This is a genomic window from Lederbergia wuyishanensis, from assembly GCF_022900255.1.
GTDB classification, from domain to species: Bacteria; Bacillota; Bacilli; order Bacillales; family Bacillaceae_C; genus Lederbergia; species Lederbergia wuyishanensis.
Window position 1 is genome coordinate 766,121 of record NZ_JALIRM010000001.1, and the last position, 14,890, is coordinate 781,010.

A 14,890-nucleotide genomic window follows, 5' to 3' on the forward strand; every position below is an offset into this window, starting at 1 on the left:
CGCCTCCTTATCCTCCGATATACGACATTTCTATTTTTTTCGTTGACGAGAGGGAACCTATAACCCTTTCATCCGAATAACGATCATCCCTTTTTTCCCATATATCACTTATTATTTTGAGTATTTGCTCGTCATCGTGATTGCTTCGTACAATCGTCTTTAAATCATGTCCTTTTGAAGAAAACAAACAAGTATAAAAATTCCCATTTGCTGATATCCTTGCTCTTGTACATGTTGAACAAAAAGATTCAGAAACAGATGTAATAAATCCTATTTCTGTTTCACTATTTTCATATTTATAACGTTTCGCTACTTCTCCATAATAATTAGAATCTACGGGTTCTAATTTAAAATGTTTGGATAGACTATCGTAGATTTCTTTTTTAGTAACAACTTGATCCCAATTCCATCCATTTGTGTTCCCAACGTCCATAAATTCAATGAATCTTAAGGTAACTCCCATCTCTTTAAAGTGCTTCGCCATAGGGATGATTTGGGAATCATTTACTCCTTTTTGTACGACCATATTGACCTTAATAGAAAAGCCAGTCTTTAATGCGGTTTCAATTCCTTTTAATACAATTTCAGATTTAACTCCTCTTCCATTCATCTTTTGAAAAATTTGATTATCTAAAGCATCTAAACTAATATTCAATCTCCGTAATCCGGCATCATATAACGGTTGTGATTGTTTTTGTAGTAGTACTCCATTGGTCGTTAACCCAATATCTTCAATTCCTTCAATTTGATTGAGCATGGTAATTAAGGAAGCGACATTTTTTCGCATTAAAGGTTCGCCACCCGTAATTCTTAATTTCTTAACACCTAGCTTACTAAAAATACGTGATAATCGTTCAATCTCTTCAAATGACAATATTTCATCTTGAGTTAAAAACTTGAAATCCGGACCGAATATTTCTGCAGGCATACAGTACTGGCAACGAAAATTACATCTATCCGTAACAGATATTCTGAGATCATGCAGTGGACGTTTTAGTTTGTCTTTTATCATTCCTACTGAACAACTCCTATCTGAACTCTCATTTATTCATTGTAACATCACCATTGTTTTATCACTAATAATGCGATTTTTAAGTGCAAGTGACAATAATCGCCAAATATTATAAAATAAACATATTGTTTTTGAAGGGATGGGGATTGATGAAAAAAGCGCATCTCCTTTTTATCATATTCGTTTTTACAGCAACATTTCTTACAAGTTATCATTCATATGCTGCAACAGTTCCTGAACCAGTGGGAGATATTTATGTACAGGACTTTGCGAATATTATAACAACAGAGCAAAAAAATGAACTAATTAAACTTGGTGAGTATTTAGAAAAGGAAACAGAAGTTGGAATCGTAGTTTTAACCGTCGAATCACTTGAAAATATTTCAGTGGAAGAATATGCAAAAGAAGCTGTTAATGCGTATGAATTAGATAGTGGAATAGAAAATATTGGTGTCCTTATATTGTTTGCATTAAATGAACGTAAAATTTATATAGAAGTTGGATCTGATTTACAAGATACGTTACGTGAAGATAATATAGGAAAAATAATAGAAACCCATGCATTGCCATACTTAGAAGATGGTGAGCTATCACAAGCTATCTCCAATACATATAAAAAGCTATTTAATGAAGTTGCTAGCGAATATGGAGTAGATAAACAAGTGAAGACAGAAAGCTTTGAATATGGATACGGTGAAGAAAAAAGTCGCTTGTTTTTGATTATCTATATTTTTATTATTCTTGGCATAATTTATTTAGATTATCGATTTTTAAAAAGTGCGATTGTAATAACTATACTAAAGATAGTTGCTGTAATTATTCGTGCTATATGGAGGCTAACTCGTAAGATTCGTTCAAAGATATAGGCTGTCGTTGTGACAGCCTTATATAATTGACTTTAAAAGCAGTTTTTTCAATAATGGCAGCAATAAATCAGGTAACTCTGATACCGTTTGAGCAACTAAACTATACGGACCATAAATATTTTGGAATACCTTTCTTTGTTCATCCCCTACTCCATATTGCGAAAGTAGTATATTAAATACCTCAATTCCCTTTTTCCTTGCCTCTGTAACTGCCGCATGGGTGTCCATTATACCATTTTGGTTATAACCAAAAGCAGCAGGTTCTCCATCTGAAAATACGATTAAAAACTTTTGCTTTTCAAGTCTCTTCAATAATCCCTCACTTATAATTCTTATCGCAAAACCATCACGATTATCTTCTTTAGGCTCAAGCTGCATGATTTCCGGTCCTGATTGCCCCATTAAAGATGTTGTAAAATCAATTACCCTTTTAAAATAGTTAGGTTGTTTATTTGCTGAAGCTTCATTTGCATCTTCCCAAAAGCCTATAATTTCATGAGGAACTTTAACAGATTTCAGTGCCTCATGAAAAAGAATGATTCCTTTTTTCGTTTCAGCCATTTTATCTTCCATTGATGCAGAACAATCAATAAGTAGACTAAATGCGGCATCGATATCCTTCGACTCATCCATTCTTTTATGAAAAATTCTAGGCTGTTCCTCTGTAAAAAATCTGATTAGTTTTCTATTTAATTTACCAAATTGCAAATCAGAACGTGGCAAAATCTTTTTATGCTCTAATGTAAGATCTATCGATTTTTTTAATCTTTTTTGATAAAGCTGAACATTATTTTTTAATAAATGGTAGTTAGATATGTGTTCACTTTGAGGCGGCAGCTTAGTTATAAAAATCGCTTCTGCATGTTTATTTTCGATACCATAAGGTGCTTTTGAACTGCTGAGTACTGAATCTTTCTTTTCGATTGCTTCTAGAGATGAAAAATCCTTATTTGTTGTTTTTTTAGTAGCTCCTTGTATGATGGCGAGTGCTTGGTCTCCTGCTTCCCCTTCTCTAGCATCATTAGTTAACATATCTGTTTTTGTGCCTTGATTTAAATCAAACTGAAGAAATGAATCACCAGGCTTTTCCGTTTCGCGATGCCATGTTTTTAATTCTTCTTCATATATTTCTTCTTTCCCACTATTTTCTTCATCTGACTTATCATCATTCACAAGCGGATCTTTTCTTAACAAATCATTAAATAGCATATCTTGCTTTTCTATTGGTGGAATGTATAAATGAAAATAATCGTTAATCATATCACGATTTGTGTTGTTTTCTAAGATTTCAACAATCGACCGGCAAATTTCAGCAACCTCCGCAGTGGATGAAGCATCAAAAAAAAGTTCAACCTTATTTTTCATTAACGGCATAATTGAATCCACATTTTCATGAAGTTCAGGTAAGCTGAAAAATGGCGTATCGCTATTCATAATCAAATAAACAAGACTAAAGATTGCATCAAGAAAATTACTCCGTTCTCTGTTTACTTTCAATTGAGTTTCGAAGTAATTATTGTATATATTTCGTCTAACTCGAAATTCTTGACCCATCCCAGGACGAGATTTTTTACACTGTTCCTCGATTCTTACATCTTCAGCCAGAGCAAAAAGCTGTTTTGCAAAGCGTGGAATTTTTCTTGTCTCACACCAATTTCCATATTTATTAACTTCTTGATCATCAGTAAAGTATATATTTCCATAAGCTCTTAAAAATACATCACTCTTCATACCTGCCTTCATATCCATTTCAGGTCGATGATTCCAAAAATGACTAACATAAATTTGTTTTTCTACTTTATTAATATATGAATGCACTCGAAACTCAGTTTTGTACTCCTCGTCTTTTGCCAAGGTTTTAGTCAAATCTGCTAATTCCATTAATAGTAAAGAATCTATTTTCTCATCATTAAAATTAATAAAACGATACATGTTCACAATTGTCCCCACCTATACAAATAAGGTTTGTGCAATATTCATAACAGCAGCTTTTTCCCTTTCATCTTCTAATTTATCTGCGATTCCTCTTTGAATAGCTCGCAGTGGTGGCATGAAGGAGGCTAAGTCACATGTATCAATTAATGCTCTAATGGAAGCAGCTTCTTCTGGAATTTGACCGTTTCGTACTTGAGTGATGAGATCGTCTGATAAAATAACGAATTTCTCAATCATTCCTTTATCTTTTAATATACTTTCATTGGAAAGTACTTCCTTGAGAATGTCTCCTTGAACATAAGGTACTTCTATTACAACAAATCGATTTTTTAATGCTTCGTTTAAAGGCACTGTACCAATATATCCTTCATTTATAGCTGCAATGACTCCAAAATGAGTTTGGGCCCTTACAACGGAACCAGTAAATGGATTAAAGACCATTCGCCGATAGTCCAATACACTGTTTAAAATAGGTAAAGTTTCAGGTTTTGCCATATTAATTTCATCTATATATAATAAATGACCTGTTTTCATAGCTTTTATTACAGGACCCGGCACAAATTCAATCAAATTTTGACCATTTTTCTGTTCTATTGTTTTAAAACCGAGTAAAGCTTCGGCATCCATATCAACCGAGCAATTGATACTATGCATCGGCTGATTAAAAATATTGGAAAGTGTTTCGGCAAGTTTTGTTTTTCCTGACCCAGTCGGACCTTTTAAAAGTACATTTTTACCTAAAGATAATGCAATGACTGCATCTGTAAAAATATAATCATTTGCTGATATAAATCCACCGTTGAAATTTATTTTTTCGTCAGAATTAGAAAAAGCTAAACGTCTTTCGTCAATTAAATTTTGTATTTCTTTTGGTATGTTCATAATGATGTTTCCTTTCTAATCTAAACTCCACATAATTAAACATATAAAAAAGCTTGCAGTTCAGCAAGCTTTTAGTTTCCAGATGTTATCCATATCATCCTAGACTTCTTGTCTCATTTTTATTATTTAGAGTAGTCTTTTGATAATAGTACAAACCTCTTCCTAATTTCGCAATATTATCATCTGATTTTTTTATAGTATTCATGAATGTAGTCATATTTGCAATCCTAAAACCAGTTCTTTCTTCAATTTCTTTCTGTAGAACCGTTCCTCTAATAGGTGCATCTTGCTCTTTTAATATTGTGATCGCCGATTCTCTCATTTTAGTCGTTTTACTTCTTCTAGAAGGGCGGCCTTTTCTAGCTTTGGGAGCAGTTTCTATGATGTTTGAAGGCGCATCCATTGTTATAGATTCTATAAAATGAACTTTATCAGTAGTTGACGTACCAATATCTGACATAGAATCTAACTCTCTGAGTCTATTAAAAATTGCATCTCTTTCTAATTGAAATTTAGAAAGTAATTGTTCTTCTGCATCTTTCATTTGTTCCAATCTCATTTTTAAAGCGTGTCTTTCATTGAACATTTCCCCGCCCCCTCACGAAACTTTCTAAATTGAATATATATTTTTAATTATAGTTTACACAAGTGATAATAGTAAAGAGTATAAATAAACTATTTTTTTATCGAAAAAGTAGGAAGTTGTCGAGTTTTACATAAAAACATAAAATAATGTTTATAATTATCTGAAAATATTAGTTGTATTTATTATTAAATACTACTAGAATAGAGTTTGGTAGCCGTCTATCAAGAATCTCTCTACAAAATTTAATAAATTTTAGGAGGTATTCAATGAGCCAATTGACTGTGGAAGTAAACGAAAAAGTGCAAAAGTTTTTACAAGGGACGAAAAAGTTGTATATTAACGGCAATTTCGTAGAAAGCTCATCCCGCAAAACGTTTGAAACACCAAATCCCGCCACTGGAGAAACTTTAGCCACTTTATATGAAGCCGAACAAGATGATGTTAACCGTGCTGTCATGGCAGCGAGAAATGCTTTTGATAATGGTCCTTGGTCAAGAATGAGTGCTTCAGAGCGAAGTCGCCTAATGTATAAACTTGCTGACTTAATGGAAGAAAATAAAGAAGCACTGGCACAATTGGAAACGCTCGATAACGGTAAACCAATTCAAGAAACAACAAATGCAGATATTCCACTTGCTATTGATCATATGAGGTATTATGCTGGTTGGGCAACGAAAATTACGGGGCAAACAATCCCTGTAGCTGGCCCTTATTTCAATTACACACGTCATGAAGCTGTAGGAGTAGTCGGTCAAATAATTCCATGGAATTTCCCCCTTTTAATGGCGATGTGGAAACTTGGCGCTGCACTTGCGACTGGCTGTACAGTCGTACTGAAACCTGCAGAACAAACACCACTTTCAGCATTATATTTAGCTGAATTAATTGATGAAGTAGGCTTTCCTGATGGAGTTGTCAATATTATTCCTGGATTCGGAGAAAGCGCTGGACAAGTATTAGTTGATCACCCTCAAGTTGATAAAATTGCCTTTACTGGCTCTACAGAGGTTGGAAAACTAATTATGCAAAGAGCCTCATCTACTCTAAAGAGGGTTACGCTAGAACTTGGTGGAAAATCACCAAATATTATCTTGCCAGATGCAGATCTAACTAAAGCTATTCCAGGTGCATTAAACGGAGTTATGTTTAATCAAGGGCAAGTCTGCTGTGCTGGTTCACGTGTTTTTATCCAGAAAAAACATTTTGACAATGTAGTAGCTGATATGACGTCCCATGCTCAAAACATTAGACAAGGAGCAGGACTAGATGTTAATACTCAAATGGGACCTCTTGTATCGTCCGAACAACAAAATCGAGTTTTAAATTATATAGAAAAAGGAATAAATGAAGGTGCTGAATTGTTAACAGGGGGACAAAAGCCGAGCGAAGAAGGATTTTTTGTAAAGCCGACCATTTTCGCAGATGTTAATGATGAAATGACTATCGCAAAAGAAGAAATATTTGGTCCTGTCATTGCTGCCCTTCCATATGAGGATTTAGATGAAGTTATCAAACGAGCAAACAATAGCGATTACGGACTAGCAGCAGGTGTTTGGACACGCGATGTAGCTAACGCACACTATATCGCAAACCGACTACGCGCAGGTACCATATGGGTCAATTGTTATAATGTCTTTGATGCGGCTTCCCCATTTGGCGGGTACAAGCAATCGGGAATCGGCCGTGAAATGGGGTCATACGCTCTGGAAAATTATACAGAAGTAAAGAGTATTTGGATTTCAATGAATTAAGAATAGAAACGTCAGTTTCTGTGTTTGCTTACCCAAACAGAGGCCGAAAGTTTGTCAATAGATTCATGCTTGCTTAGACACAGTTTAGAAGAAATACAGTTTATAAAATTACTGTATTTCTTCTTTTTTATTGTTATCGCTTTCTTTTTTGTTAGATAAAGAGTACAATTAATGGTATATAGAGAATAATCCAAATTCACGAGGAGGTTTTTTTGCTGGCATGAAAATCATGAGTAACGAGCTGCTAGTCGCTGCCTATCGAGACGCTAAAAAGAATGAGCACGAGAGTGAATGGATAAGGTTATTAAAATCGGAAATGAAAAAACGTGGTTTAAAACCATAATAGATTTTTAGTCAATTCTCTATGAAACTTTAAGATTAAGAGTATGCGTGCCCTTTTGGAGCACGCTTTTTTACTGCTTAGGAAATTATAAATATTAAAAGTTGTGGACATCTTTTTTTAATATAATTTCAGCCTAGCTCCAGGAGCCATCGGCTCGAGGTCAAAAACCCGCGAAGCTTAAAAGTCAAAAAGCGGACTTTTTGCTTCTCAGAACATTTGCTTGTCGCCTAAGGCTGCGCGCCTTGCGCTTTTGTTCCTATTTTTCAATTCTTTTAGAAGCTGGATCGCAATCGGGTTGAGTTGAATTTGTGGATTGTGCTAATTTCGTTAAGTAATAACACTCTTCTCTATACATATGATCAGCCATTAATGCGGGAAATGTACCAAGAACTTGTTTTGAAATTTCTAGTTCCAATAATTCATTTAGAAACATTTGAAATGCTTGGATTTCTAGCTTTGCTTCATTATTTAATCGGGAAAGTGCCGGGAACTGGTACATTTGAGTACGAAGGTAACCTGCAAATTCAACAGCTTTTAAATAGAGATCTTCAAAGTCCTTTAAAAAAACTCCGCTTTCATGTTTCAACATTTTTTCAGTTGCATCTAACTGATCCTGTATAGCCCCAGCATGCCCCGCAGCATCACTTAGCCATAATAAATGATGATGCAATTCATGTGTTTTAGGAGGCGATTCATTTTTCAAGAAATATCCGAGTATCCTTTCATATTCCTCCAACTCATTCACCATATGGTTAACAAAAGATGAAGATAAATGAAATTTAATTTTTTTGAACAATAATTTCTCAATTAAAGATAATTTAAATGCCTTTAACTCGGATGTAGCTGATTGTGCTTCAGATGTTAACCTATTTCCTTCTTCAAGGTTCGTTAATTTTCTTGCTTTAGCCAATAATTGATCAAATGTACTCTTAAACTTCTTAGCTAAATCAATATTAACTGTTTCAGATGGAGCTAAAGAATCCAATATAAATCTAGAATGATCCCCTAAAATTTGTAACCAAAATTCATGTTCAAACTTCACCTCTTTTAATGTAAGAGACAAAATAACGACCTCCTCATATTTGCATTCATTTCAGCATATTCTATGTGCTTAATTTCTTATGCATGAAATACAAATACACTTAAATGGTAGTTTTGTTTACATAATGTTTTTATGGTTATCTAAAAAAGAAACGCCGCCGTCCATCATCTTCCACTTAACGACAAACTGCTGATTTTTGTCCATTATTCCCTTTATTAGATAAAACCTTGATTAAATTGAAATTTTGTTTTATATATTATTCATATTAAACAATTTTTTAAAAAGAGTGATATTTTGTCCAACATTTCACTCAATTTGAAAAAAAACGCTTAAATTTAAGAGGTTATCCAACGAGCCCTTCTAATGGAAAACTCTTAAGCAAAAAACTTATTCTAAATAATTTTCAATCTAATACTTTTCTCCAAAAAAAAGAACGACCTAATAAAAGAGTCGCTCTTTTTTGCTTATTAACCTTGTAATAAAAGATCTTCAGGGTTTTCTAATAATTTTTTAATAGTAACGAGGAATCCAACAGCTTCTTTACCATCAATAACTCGATGATCATAGGAAAGTGCTACATACATCATAGGACGGTTTTCCATACGTTCTGCATCAATTGCAACAGGTCTAGTTTGAATTGTATGCATACCAAGAATACCAACTTGAGTTCCGTTTAAGATTGGAGTTGATAATAAAGATCCAAAAACTCCACCATTTGTGATTGTAAAGGTTCCGCCTTGTAAATCACTCAAGGCTAGTTTATTATCTCTTGCTTTTTTTGCAACTGCTAAAATATCTGCTTCGATTTCCGCGAAGTTTTTGCGATCACAATCACGAATAACTGGAACTACTAGGCCTTCGTCTGTCGAAACTGCAACACCGATATCATAGAATTTTTTCAATAAAAGCTCGTCACCTTGCAGTTCGGAATTGACAGCTGGATATTTTTTCAATGCCGCCACTACTGCTTTAGTGAAAAATGACATAAATCCAAGACGAACATCATTTTCTTCGAAGAATTTATCTTTTTTGCGTTTACGCAAATCCATAACAGCAGTCATATCAATTTCATTGAAAGTAGTTAACATTGCTGCATTCTGTTGAACTTCAACAAGTCTTTTAGCAATTGTTTGACGACGTCTTGATAAACGAACACGCTCTACAGGCTTACCTTCTTCTTGTGCAACAGGTGGTGCTGCTGCAGCTTTAGGTGTTGGCGCTGATTGCTGAACTGGCTGTTGCGGCTGATTAGAATAAGATGTAATATCTTGTTTTCTAACCCGGCCAAGCGGGTCAACTGTTGGAACCTCACTTAAATCAATGCCTTTTTCTCTTGCAAGCTTACGAGCAGCTGGTGAAGCGATAGGTCGATCTTTCTTCTCGTTTTCTACTGGGGCTTGTGTTTTTTGTGCTTGTTCATTTTGTGTTTCTTCAGCAACAGTTTCAGCTTTTGCTGGAGCTGCAGCAGGCTGTGCTTCTGCAGGTTGTTCTCCACCTGCTTCGACAATAGCAATAACTTCACCTACTTGAACTGTATCGCCTTCCGCTGCTTTCAATTCTTTAACAATACCTGATACCTCAGAGATTACTTCAACGTTGACTTTATCAGTTTCAAGTTCAACGATATATTCTCCCTTTTCAACATGATCACCTGGTTGTTTAAGCCATTGCGCGATTGTACCTTCCGTAATCGATTCTGCTAATTCAGGTACTTTAATTTCAGCCACTTTAAATCCTCCTCTAATATCAGTGCCGCCTAGGCAAAAATTAGTCAAAAATTTTTTATCAATCCTATTTACGTAAAAATCTGAGAAAACAGCCATAGGCTTTAGCTTAATTCAGCAAACTTTATTCCTCTATGTTTTAATTATTTCTTCAGACATTAGAAGATTTTGCTGAATTAAGCTATTCCAATCTAATCAAATATGCTTTTATTCTTAGTTCGTTTATTTTCCTAATGCTTCTTGAATAATGCGGTTTTGTTCTTTTTTATGAATAGTTGGATCACCTTCAGAAGGGCTAGAACGTCTTCTTCTTCCAGTGTATTTTACGTCTACCCCTTTCGGAGCAACGTCCCTTAAATACGGATCTACATGCATCCATCCGCCCATATTTTTTGGTTCTTCCTGTACCCAAACAAGTTCTTTTAAGTTAGGATAACGAGTTAAGATATTTTCAACTTCTTTTTTAGGGAATGGATATAATTGTTCTACCCGTAAAATATGAAGCCAATCCATATCAGAATCGTTTTTCAAATGTTCTTCAAGGTCAATTGCAATTTTCCCACTACAAAGTACAATCCGTTCTATTGTATCTTTATTTTGTCCAAGACCTTTTTGTTCAATCACTTGCTGGAAGCTGCCTTCTGTTAGCTCATCAACATTTGATGATGCAAGAGGGTGTCTTAATAGGCTCTTAGGTGTCATGATGACTAGTGGTTTTACTCCATCAGATCCAAGTGTTGCAGCCTGTCTTCTTAATAAATGGAAATACTGAGCAGATGTTGATAAATTCGCAACAGTCCAGTTATTTTCTGCTGCACTTTGAAGGAATCTTTCAACTCTTCCGCTTGAATGTTCCGGACCTTGACCTTCGTATCCGTGTGGAAGCAACATAACTAAGCCTGATTTTTGCCCCCATTTAGCACGACCTGATGAAATAAATTGGTCAAAATAAACTTGTGCCATATTGGCAAAATCACCAAATTGAGCTTCCCAAATAACAAGTGTTTCTGGAGCAAATACGTTATATCCGTATTCAAATCCAACTACCGCTGCCTCTGTCAAAGGACTGTTGTACACTACAAATGAAGAATTAACACCAGAAAGATGATGCATAGGAATAAATTCTTCACCTGTTTTTTCATCATGTAATACAAGGTTTCTCTGAGCAAATGTTCCACGTTGGGAATCCTGACCAGTAAAACGGATTGGAGTACCATCTTTTAAAATAGAACCAAATGCTAGAGACTCAGCATGCGCCCATTCAATTTTTCCATCTGTATCAAAAATATTTTCTCTTCTTTTTAAAATACGACTAAGCTTTTGGAACACATTGAAATTATCCGGCCATTGCAATAATTCATGGTTGATTGTTTTTAATTCTTCTTTTTCAACGCTTGTATTATATTGTGTTAAGCCATTCATAATGTATTCCGGTGGTTCCATTGCAATATCCTGGTCTTCTTCCCTATTTGCAACGACCTCATCATATTCTTTTTGCAATTTTTCTTGAATAGTATTATCGATTTTTACTGCGTCTTCTTTAGTAATGATTCCTTTAGAAATCAATCGATCAGCATAAATTTCTTTCACAGTTGGATGGCTTTTAACCATATTGTACATTAATGGGTTTGTAACCATTGGCTCATCCATTTCATTATGACCAAAGCGTCTATAACCTATTAAATCGATAACAAAGTCTTTACTGAACTTTTGTCTGTATTTATAAGCTAAAATAGCTGCTGCGAATACTGCTTCTGGATCATCTGCATTCACGTGAACAATTGGAATTTCAAATCCTTTAGCAATATCTGAAGCATATTTCGTTGAACGTGAATCTGAACTTTCTGTCGTGAATCCAATCCTATTATTTGCGATAATATGGATTGTACCACCTGTGTTATACCCATTTAATTGACCCATGTTCAAGGTTTCTTGAGTAATTCCTTCTCCAGGAAAAGCCGCATCTCCATGAACCGAAATTGCAAGACAGCTTGCTACATCCTGTTCAGGATATCCAGGTTTATTACGATTTTCTTGAGCAGCACGAGTGTAACCATCGACAACTGGCCCCACAACTTCAAGATGACTAGGATTGTTGGCAAGTGTTATTCTCGTGTTTGCTGTGCTATCATGTTTTACTCTACGGTCAGCACCTAAATGATATTTTACATCTCCAGTCCATCCATACGTAATTCCGATTGAACCTTCTGACGGAATCATATCTTTATTAGGAGAGTGTTGAAATTCTGAAAAAATCATTTTATATGGTTTTTCCAAGACATGCGCAAGAACATTTAAACGCCCTCGGTGAGCCATGCCAATGTTAACTGTTCTTGTTCCAGTTTTAACCGTTAAGCTAATAATTCGATCCATTAAAGGAATAAGAGTGTCGACACCCTCGATCGAAAACCGCTTTTGGCCTACGAATGTTCTATGTAGAAACTTTTCGAATCCTTCAACTTCCGCTAAACGATTTAATAAATTAATTCGTTCCTCTTTTGTTAATGAAGGGTAGAAGCTTTCTGATTCAATTTGTTGCTGCAACCAGTTTTTCTCTTCCAAGTCATGCACTTGATGATATTCAAAAGCTAATTTTTTCGTATATACTTTTTTCAAATGGTTAATCGCTTCTAATCCATTTTTCAAATCTGAAGGTGCATTGGGTGAAATGAAAGATGCCGGTACAAGTTTCAGGTCTTCTTCAGTTAAATTGTATTCTGAAAGTTGTATTCGTCTATTTTCTTTTTCTTTATCGTCCAATGGATTAATATCCGCGGTTAAATGACCGTATGTTCGTATATTATCCGCAAGCTTAACTGCTGCAACAATCTTACTAAATAAATTTGGATTTGCTGGAAGCTGGAATGAAACATCCGCTTGCCCTATTGTTGACTCTTCTTCAGCATTCGAAATAGGTGCACCCCATTGATCAAAAAGTTGTTTCAAATCGGGTTCAACACTATCTGGATCTATTAGATATTGCTCATATACTTCAATAACATAACCTAGGTTTGGACCTGAAAAATTATGCCAAGGTGTCCCTTGAAATGAAGCCTTTTTACTCATTAATGATACGCCTCCACCATTTCAACCATAATTTTTGTTTTTCAAATATTATTCATAAAATTTTCGTAAAAAGCTCACAATCTCCATTTTATCACTGACTAACCTTAATATAAAGACTAAATGTGATTTTTAATCCTATTTTAGCTATTATTGTCGAATGAAAATTATTGATTTGATTTTATTGCCTTTTAACCATATCAATCTTACTATGATTGCTTGAAAAATCCAACGGTTTTGCTTATTGTTTTTAATCACTATTCCCAACTGAGCCTACATTCGCATATATTGTATAAGAAAAGCGTAATAGCCTTGTCCATTGCCGTACAAACATAAAGAGAAACTCTGGACCACGCCTGGCGAGAGATTACTTATATACACTAAAACGGACGGGATATTTGCTATTTGCTTATGGCTGATGCTAAATCGATAAAAATAGGACTTAATATAAAAAAGTCTATATCCAATAATATAGACTTAAAAAATCTTAAGAAATTCATGTTGGAGTGAGAAATATGTTTCCATGGGGGATGTTTCCTTTTAATGAAGATATAAAAAAGTTAACAGAACAATTGAATCCTTCGGACGTTCACTCATATGTAAATGATATGATGAAAAACCTTATGAAAAATACTCCAATGGATAATATGATTTCTCAACAAACGAGTAATTCAACCACTACTCAGCCACCCAATAACGGAATATCCGCCCAAGTGTTTGAAACATTTGATGATGTATTTGTTAGAGTACACTTACCTGAAAATGTTACGCTAAGTCAATTAAAAATCTTCCATACCTCAAACCAAGCAATAATTGAAAATTTACAAGGGGATGGGTCAAGGCAAGTAATTACATTACCGAGTTTAGTCAAAAAAAAAGGAGCTAGCGCTCAAGTAAAAAACCAAATATTGGAAATTAAAATCCCTAGAAGTGATGATCTACAATATACCGAAATCACTGTTTCAGAAAAATTATAGACGCTTAGATGCTAGTAGTTTTTCAAATTTATTTCTCATATCATTTGCAAGTTCAGGAACGGCAATCACTCTTAGTATTTCCTCGTAATTTTCACGGTCATGGAAAAATAACCGATGTAAATCTAATATATTCAAGCCTGGATTAGGGCGTTCTTGAAGTATAAGCTCTAAATCAGGTTTGATTTCTCCCTCTAGAAGCACTTTAGCAAAAAATCCTGTTTTACCAGTCCGAATAATTTCATTTAGCATTCCTTTTATTCCGTTTGATTGGTCAATGGTAATGCATGGAATTCTCCCCTGTGTAATCTGTAAAACGGTATCGCCCACCTCATAAACATCACCTATACAGACATTATATTCAAGCATATTTGTTACTGTTAAATTTTCTCCAAACGAAGGAATCGACAGACTTTTTCCAGTTCGCTCTTCCCACCCTTGATAATGTTCAAATGGGTAGAAACAAACCGCTCTATCATCTCCACCATGGTTCCGCAAATCAGCAACCCCATCAAGTTCAAAACCTCCAAACCGAAGAAATGCTGATTGGACAGGCTTTTTTCTTATCCCCGATTTAAATGTCTGACCATACTGATTACTAATTAACTGAGGTCTTCCTATGCTTACTGCTTTAATATACATTCATGCCCTCCTCCCAATAAATGCTCTGTGTATCATAGGATAAAAAATTTCTATAAGTAAATATTAATCT

Annotated in this window: 12 protein-coding genes; 4 read left to right on the plus strand and 8 right to left on the minus strand. The window is 34.8% G+C overall.

Features of this window, described 5'->3' with window-relative positions:
- Positions 1–7: 7 nt before the first annotated feature.
- Positions 8–1,012: a GTP 3',8-cyclase MoaA gene (gene moaA, locus MT489_RS03745; RefSeq protein ID WP_244680154.1), complete on the minus strand. Its 1,005-nt coding sequence runs from the start codon at positions 1,010–1,012 to the stop codon at positions 8–10.
- A 149-nt stretch (positions 1,013–1,161) separates the two neighbouring features.
- On the opposite strand from moaA, the gene MT489_RS03750 reads away from it, so the two are divergent.
- A complete protein-coding gene (locus MT489_RS03750) occupies positions 1,162–1,878 on the plus strand; it encodes a TPM domain-containing protein (RefSeq protein ID WP_244680155.1) in 717 nt (238 codons plus the stop codon).
- Positions 1,879–1,896: 18 nt separating this feature from the next.
- Here MT489_RS03750 and MT489_RS03755 read toward each other — a convergent pair whose 3' ends face one another.
- The 3 genes from MT489_RS03755 to MT489_RS03765 form a co-directional block, all read right to left on the minus strand.
- Positions 1,897–3,810 carry a vWA domain-containing protein gene (locus tag MT489_RS03755; protein WP_244680626.1) on the minus strand — a complete coding sequence of 638 codons (1,914 nt, stop codon included), beginning with the start codon at positions 3,808–3,810 and terminating at the stop codon, positions 1,897–1,899.
- Between the two features lie 18 nt (positions 3,811–3,828).
- Positions 3,829–4,695 carry an ATP-binding protein gene (locus tag MT489_RS03760; RefSeq protein WP_244680156.1) on the minus strand — a complete coding sequence of 289 codons (867 nt, stop codon included), beginning with the start codon at positions 4,693–4,695 and terminating at the stop codon, positions 3,829–3,831.
- A 94-nt stretch (positions 4,696–4,789) separates the two neighbouring features.
- Complete coding sequence (locus MT489_RS03765; protein ID WP_244680157.1) at positions 4,790–5,281, minus strand: Rok-like winged helix domain-containing protein; 492 nt, start codon at positions 5,279–5,281, stop codon at positions 4,790–4,792.
- A gap of 266 nt (positions 5,282–5,547) precedes the next feature.
- Between MT489_RS03765 and MT489_RS03770 the strand changes: the two genes are divergently transcribed.
- The gene (locus MT489_RS03770; RefSeq protein ID WP_244680158.1) at positions 5,548–7,032 is read left to right on the plus strand and encodes an aldehyde dehydrogenase family protein; all 1,485 of its coding nucleotides are present in this window, start codon (positions 5,548–5,550) and stop codon (positions 7,030–7,032) included.
- Positions 7,033–7,252: 220 nt separating this feature from the next.
- Entirely contained in the window at positions 7,253–7,375 is a 123-nt protein-coding gene (gene sda / locus MT489_RS03775; RefSeq protein ID WP_244680159.1) for a sporulation histidine kinase inhibitor Sda, read from the plus strand.
- 256 nt (positions 7,376–7,631) lie between these two features.
- On the opposite strand, the gene MT489_RS03780 is transcribed toward sda, so the two are convergent.
- From MT489_RS03780 to MT489_RS03790, 3 genes are all read right to left on the minus strand, one after another.
- A complete protein-coding gene (locus tag MT489_RS03780) occupies positions 7,632–8,438 on the minus strand; it encodes a DUF2935 domain-containing protein (RefSeq protein ID WP_244680160.1) in 807 nt (268 codons plus the stop codon).
- Between the two features lie 446 nt (positions 8,439–8,884).
- Positions 8,885–10,144 (minus strand): 2-oxoglutarate dehydrogenase complex dihydrolipoyllysine-residue succinyltransferase, encoded by a 1,260-nt coding sequence (odhB, locus tag MT489_RS03785; protein ID WP_244680161.1) that lies wholly within the window; start codon positions 10,142–10,144, stop codon positions 8,885–8,887.
- 219 nt (positions 10,145–10,363) lie between these two features.
- On the minus strand, positions 10,364–13,207 hold the full coding sequence (locus MT489_RS03790) for a 2-oxoglutarate dehydrogenase E1 component (protein WP_244680162.1): 2,844 nt from the start codon (positions 13,205–13,207) through the stop codon (positions 10,364–10,366).
- Between the two features lie 512 nt (positions 13,208–13,719).
- Between MT489_RS03790 and MT489_RS03795 the strand changes: the two genes are divergently transcribed.
- On the plus strand, positions 13,720–14,181 hold the full coding sequence (locus tag MT489_RS03795; RefSeq protein WP_244680163.1) for an Hsp20/alpha crystallin family protein: 462 nt from the start codon (positions 13,720–13,722) through the stop codon (positions 14,179–14,181).
- Here MT489_RS03795 and MT489_RS03800 read toward each other — a convergent pair.
- On the minus strand, positions 14,176–14,820 hold the full coding sequence (locus MT489_RS03800; protein WP_244680164.1) for an MOSC domain-containing protein: 645 nt from the start codon (positions 14,818–14,820) through the stop codon (positions 14,176–14,178). The two genes, MT489_RS03795 and MT489_RS03800, sit on opposite strands and share 6 nt — an antisense overlap.
- Positions 14,821–14,890: the final 70 nt, after the last annotated feature.

Coding starts and splice junctions, on each gene's coding strand:
- moaA (WP_244680154.1), bottom strand. CDS start 1,012: ATGATAAAAGACAAACTAAAACGTCCACTGCATGATCTCAGAATATCT.
- MT489_RS03750 (WP_244680155.1), top strand. CDS start 1,162: ATGAAAAAAGCGCATCTCCTTTTTATCATATTCGTTTTTACAGCAACA.
- MT489_RS03755 (WP_244680626.1), bottom strand. CDS start 3,810: ATGTATCGTTTTATTAATTTTAATGATGAGAAAATAGATTCTTTACTA.
- MT489_RS03795 (WP_244680163.1), top strand. CDS start 13,720: ATGTTTCCATGGGGGATGTTTCCTTTTAATGAAGATATAAAAAAGTTA.
- MT489_RS03765 (WP_244680157.1), bottom strand. CDS start 5,281: ATGTTCAATGAAAGACACGCTTTAAAAATGAGATTGGAACAAATGAAA.
- MT489_RS03790 (WP_244680162.1), bottom strand. CDS start 13,207: ATGAGTAAAAAGGCTTCATTTCAAGGGACACCTTGGCATAATTTTTCA.
- MT489_RS03770 (WP_244680158.1), top strand. CDS start 5,548: ATGAGCCAATTGACTGTGGAAGTAAACGAAAAAGTGCAAAAGTTTTTA.
- MT489_RS03760 (WP_244680156.1), bottom strand. CDS start 4,695: ATGAACATACCAAAAGAAATACAAAATTTAATTGACGAAAGACGTTTA.
- MT489_RS03800 (WP_244680164.1), bottom strand. CDS start 14,820: ATGTATATTAAAGCAGTAAGCATAGGAAGACCTCAGTTAATTAGTAAT.
- sda (WP_244680159.1), top strand. CDS start 7,253: ATGAAAATCATGAGTAACGAGCTGCTAGTCGCTGCCTATCGAGACGCT.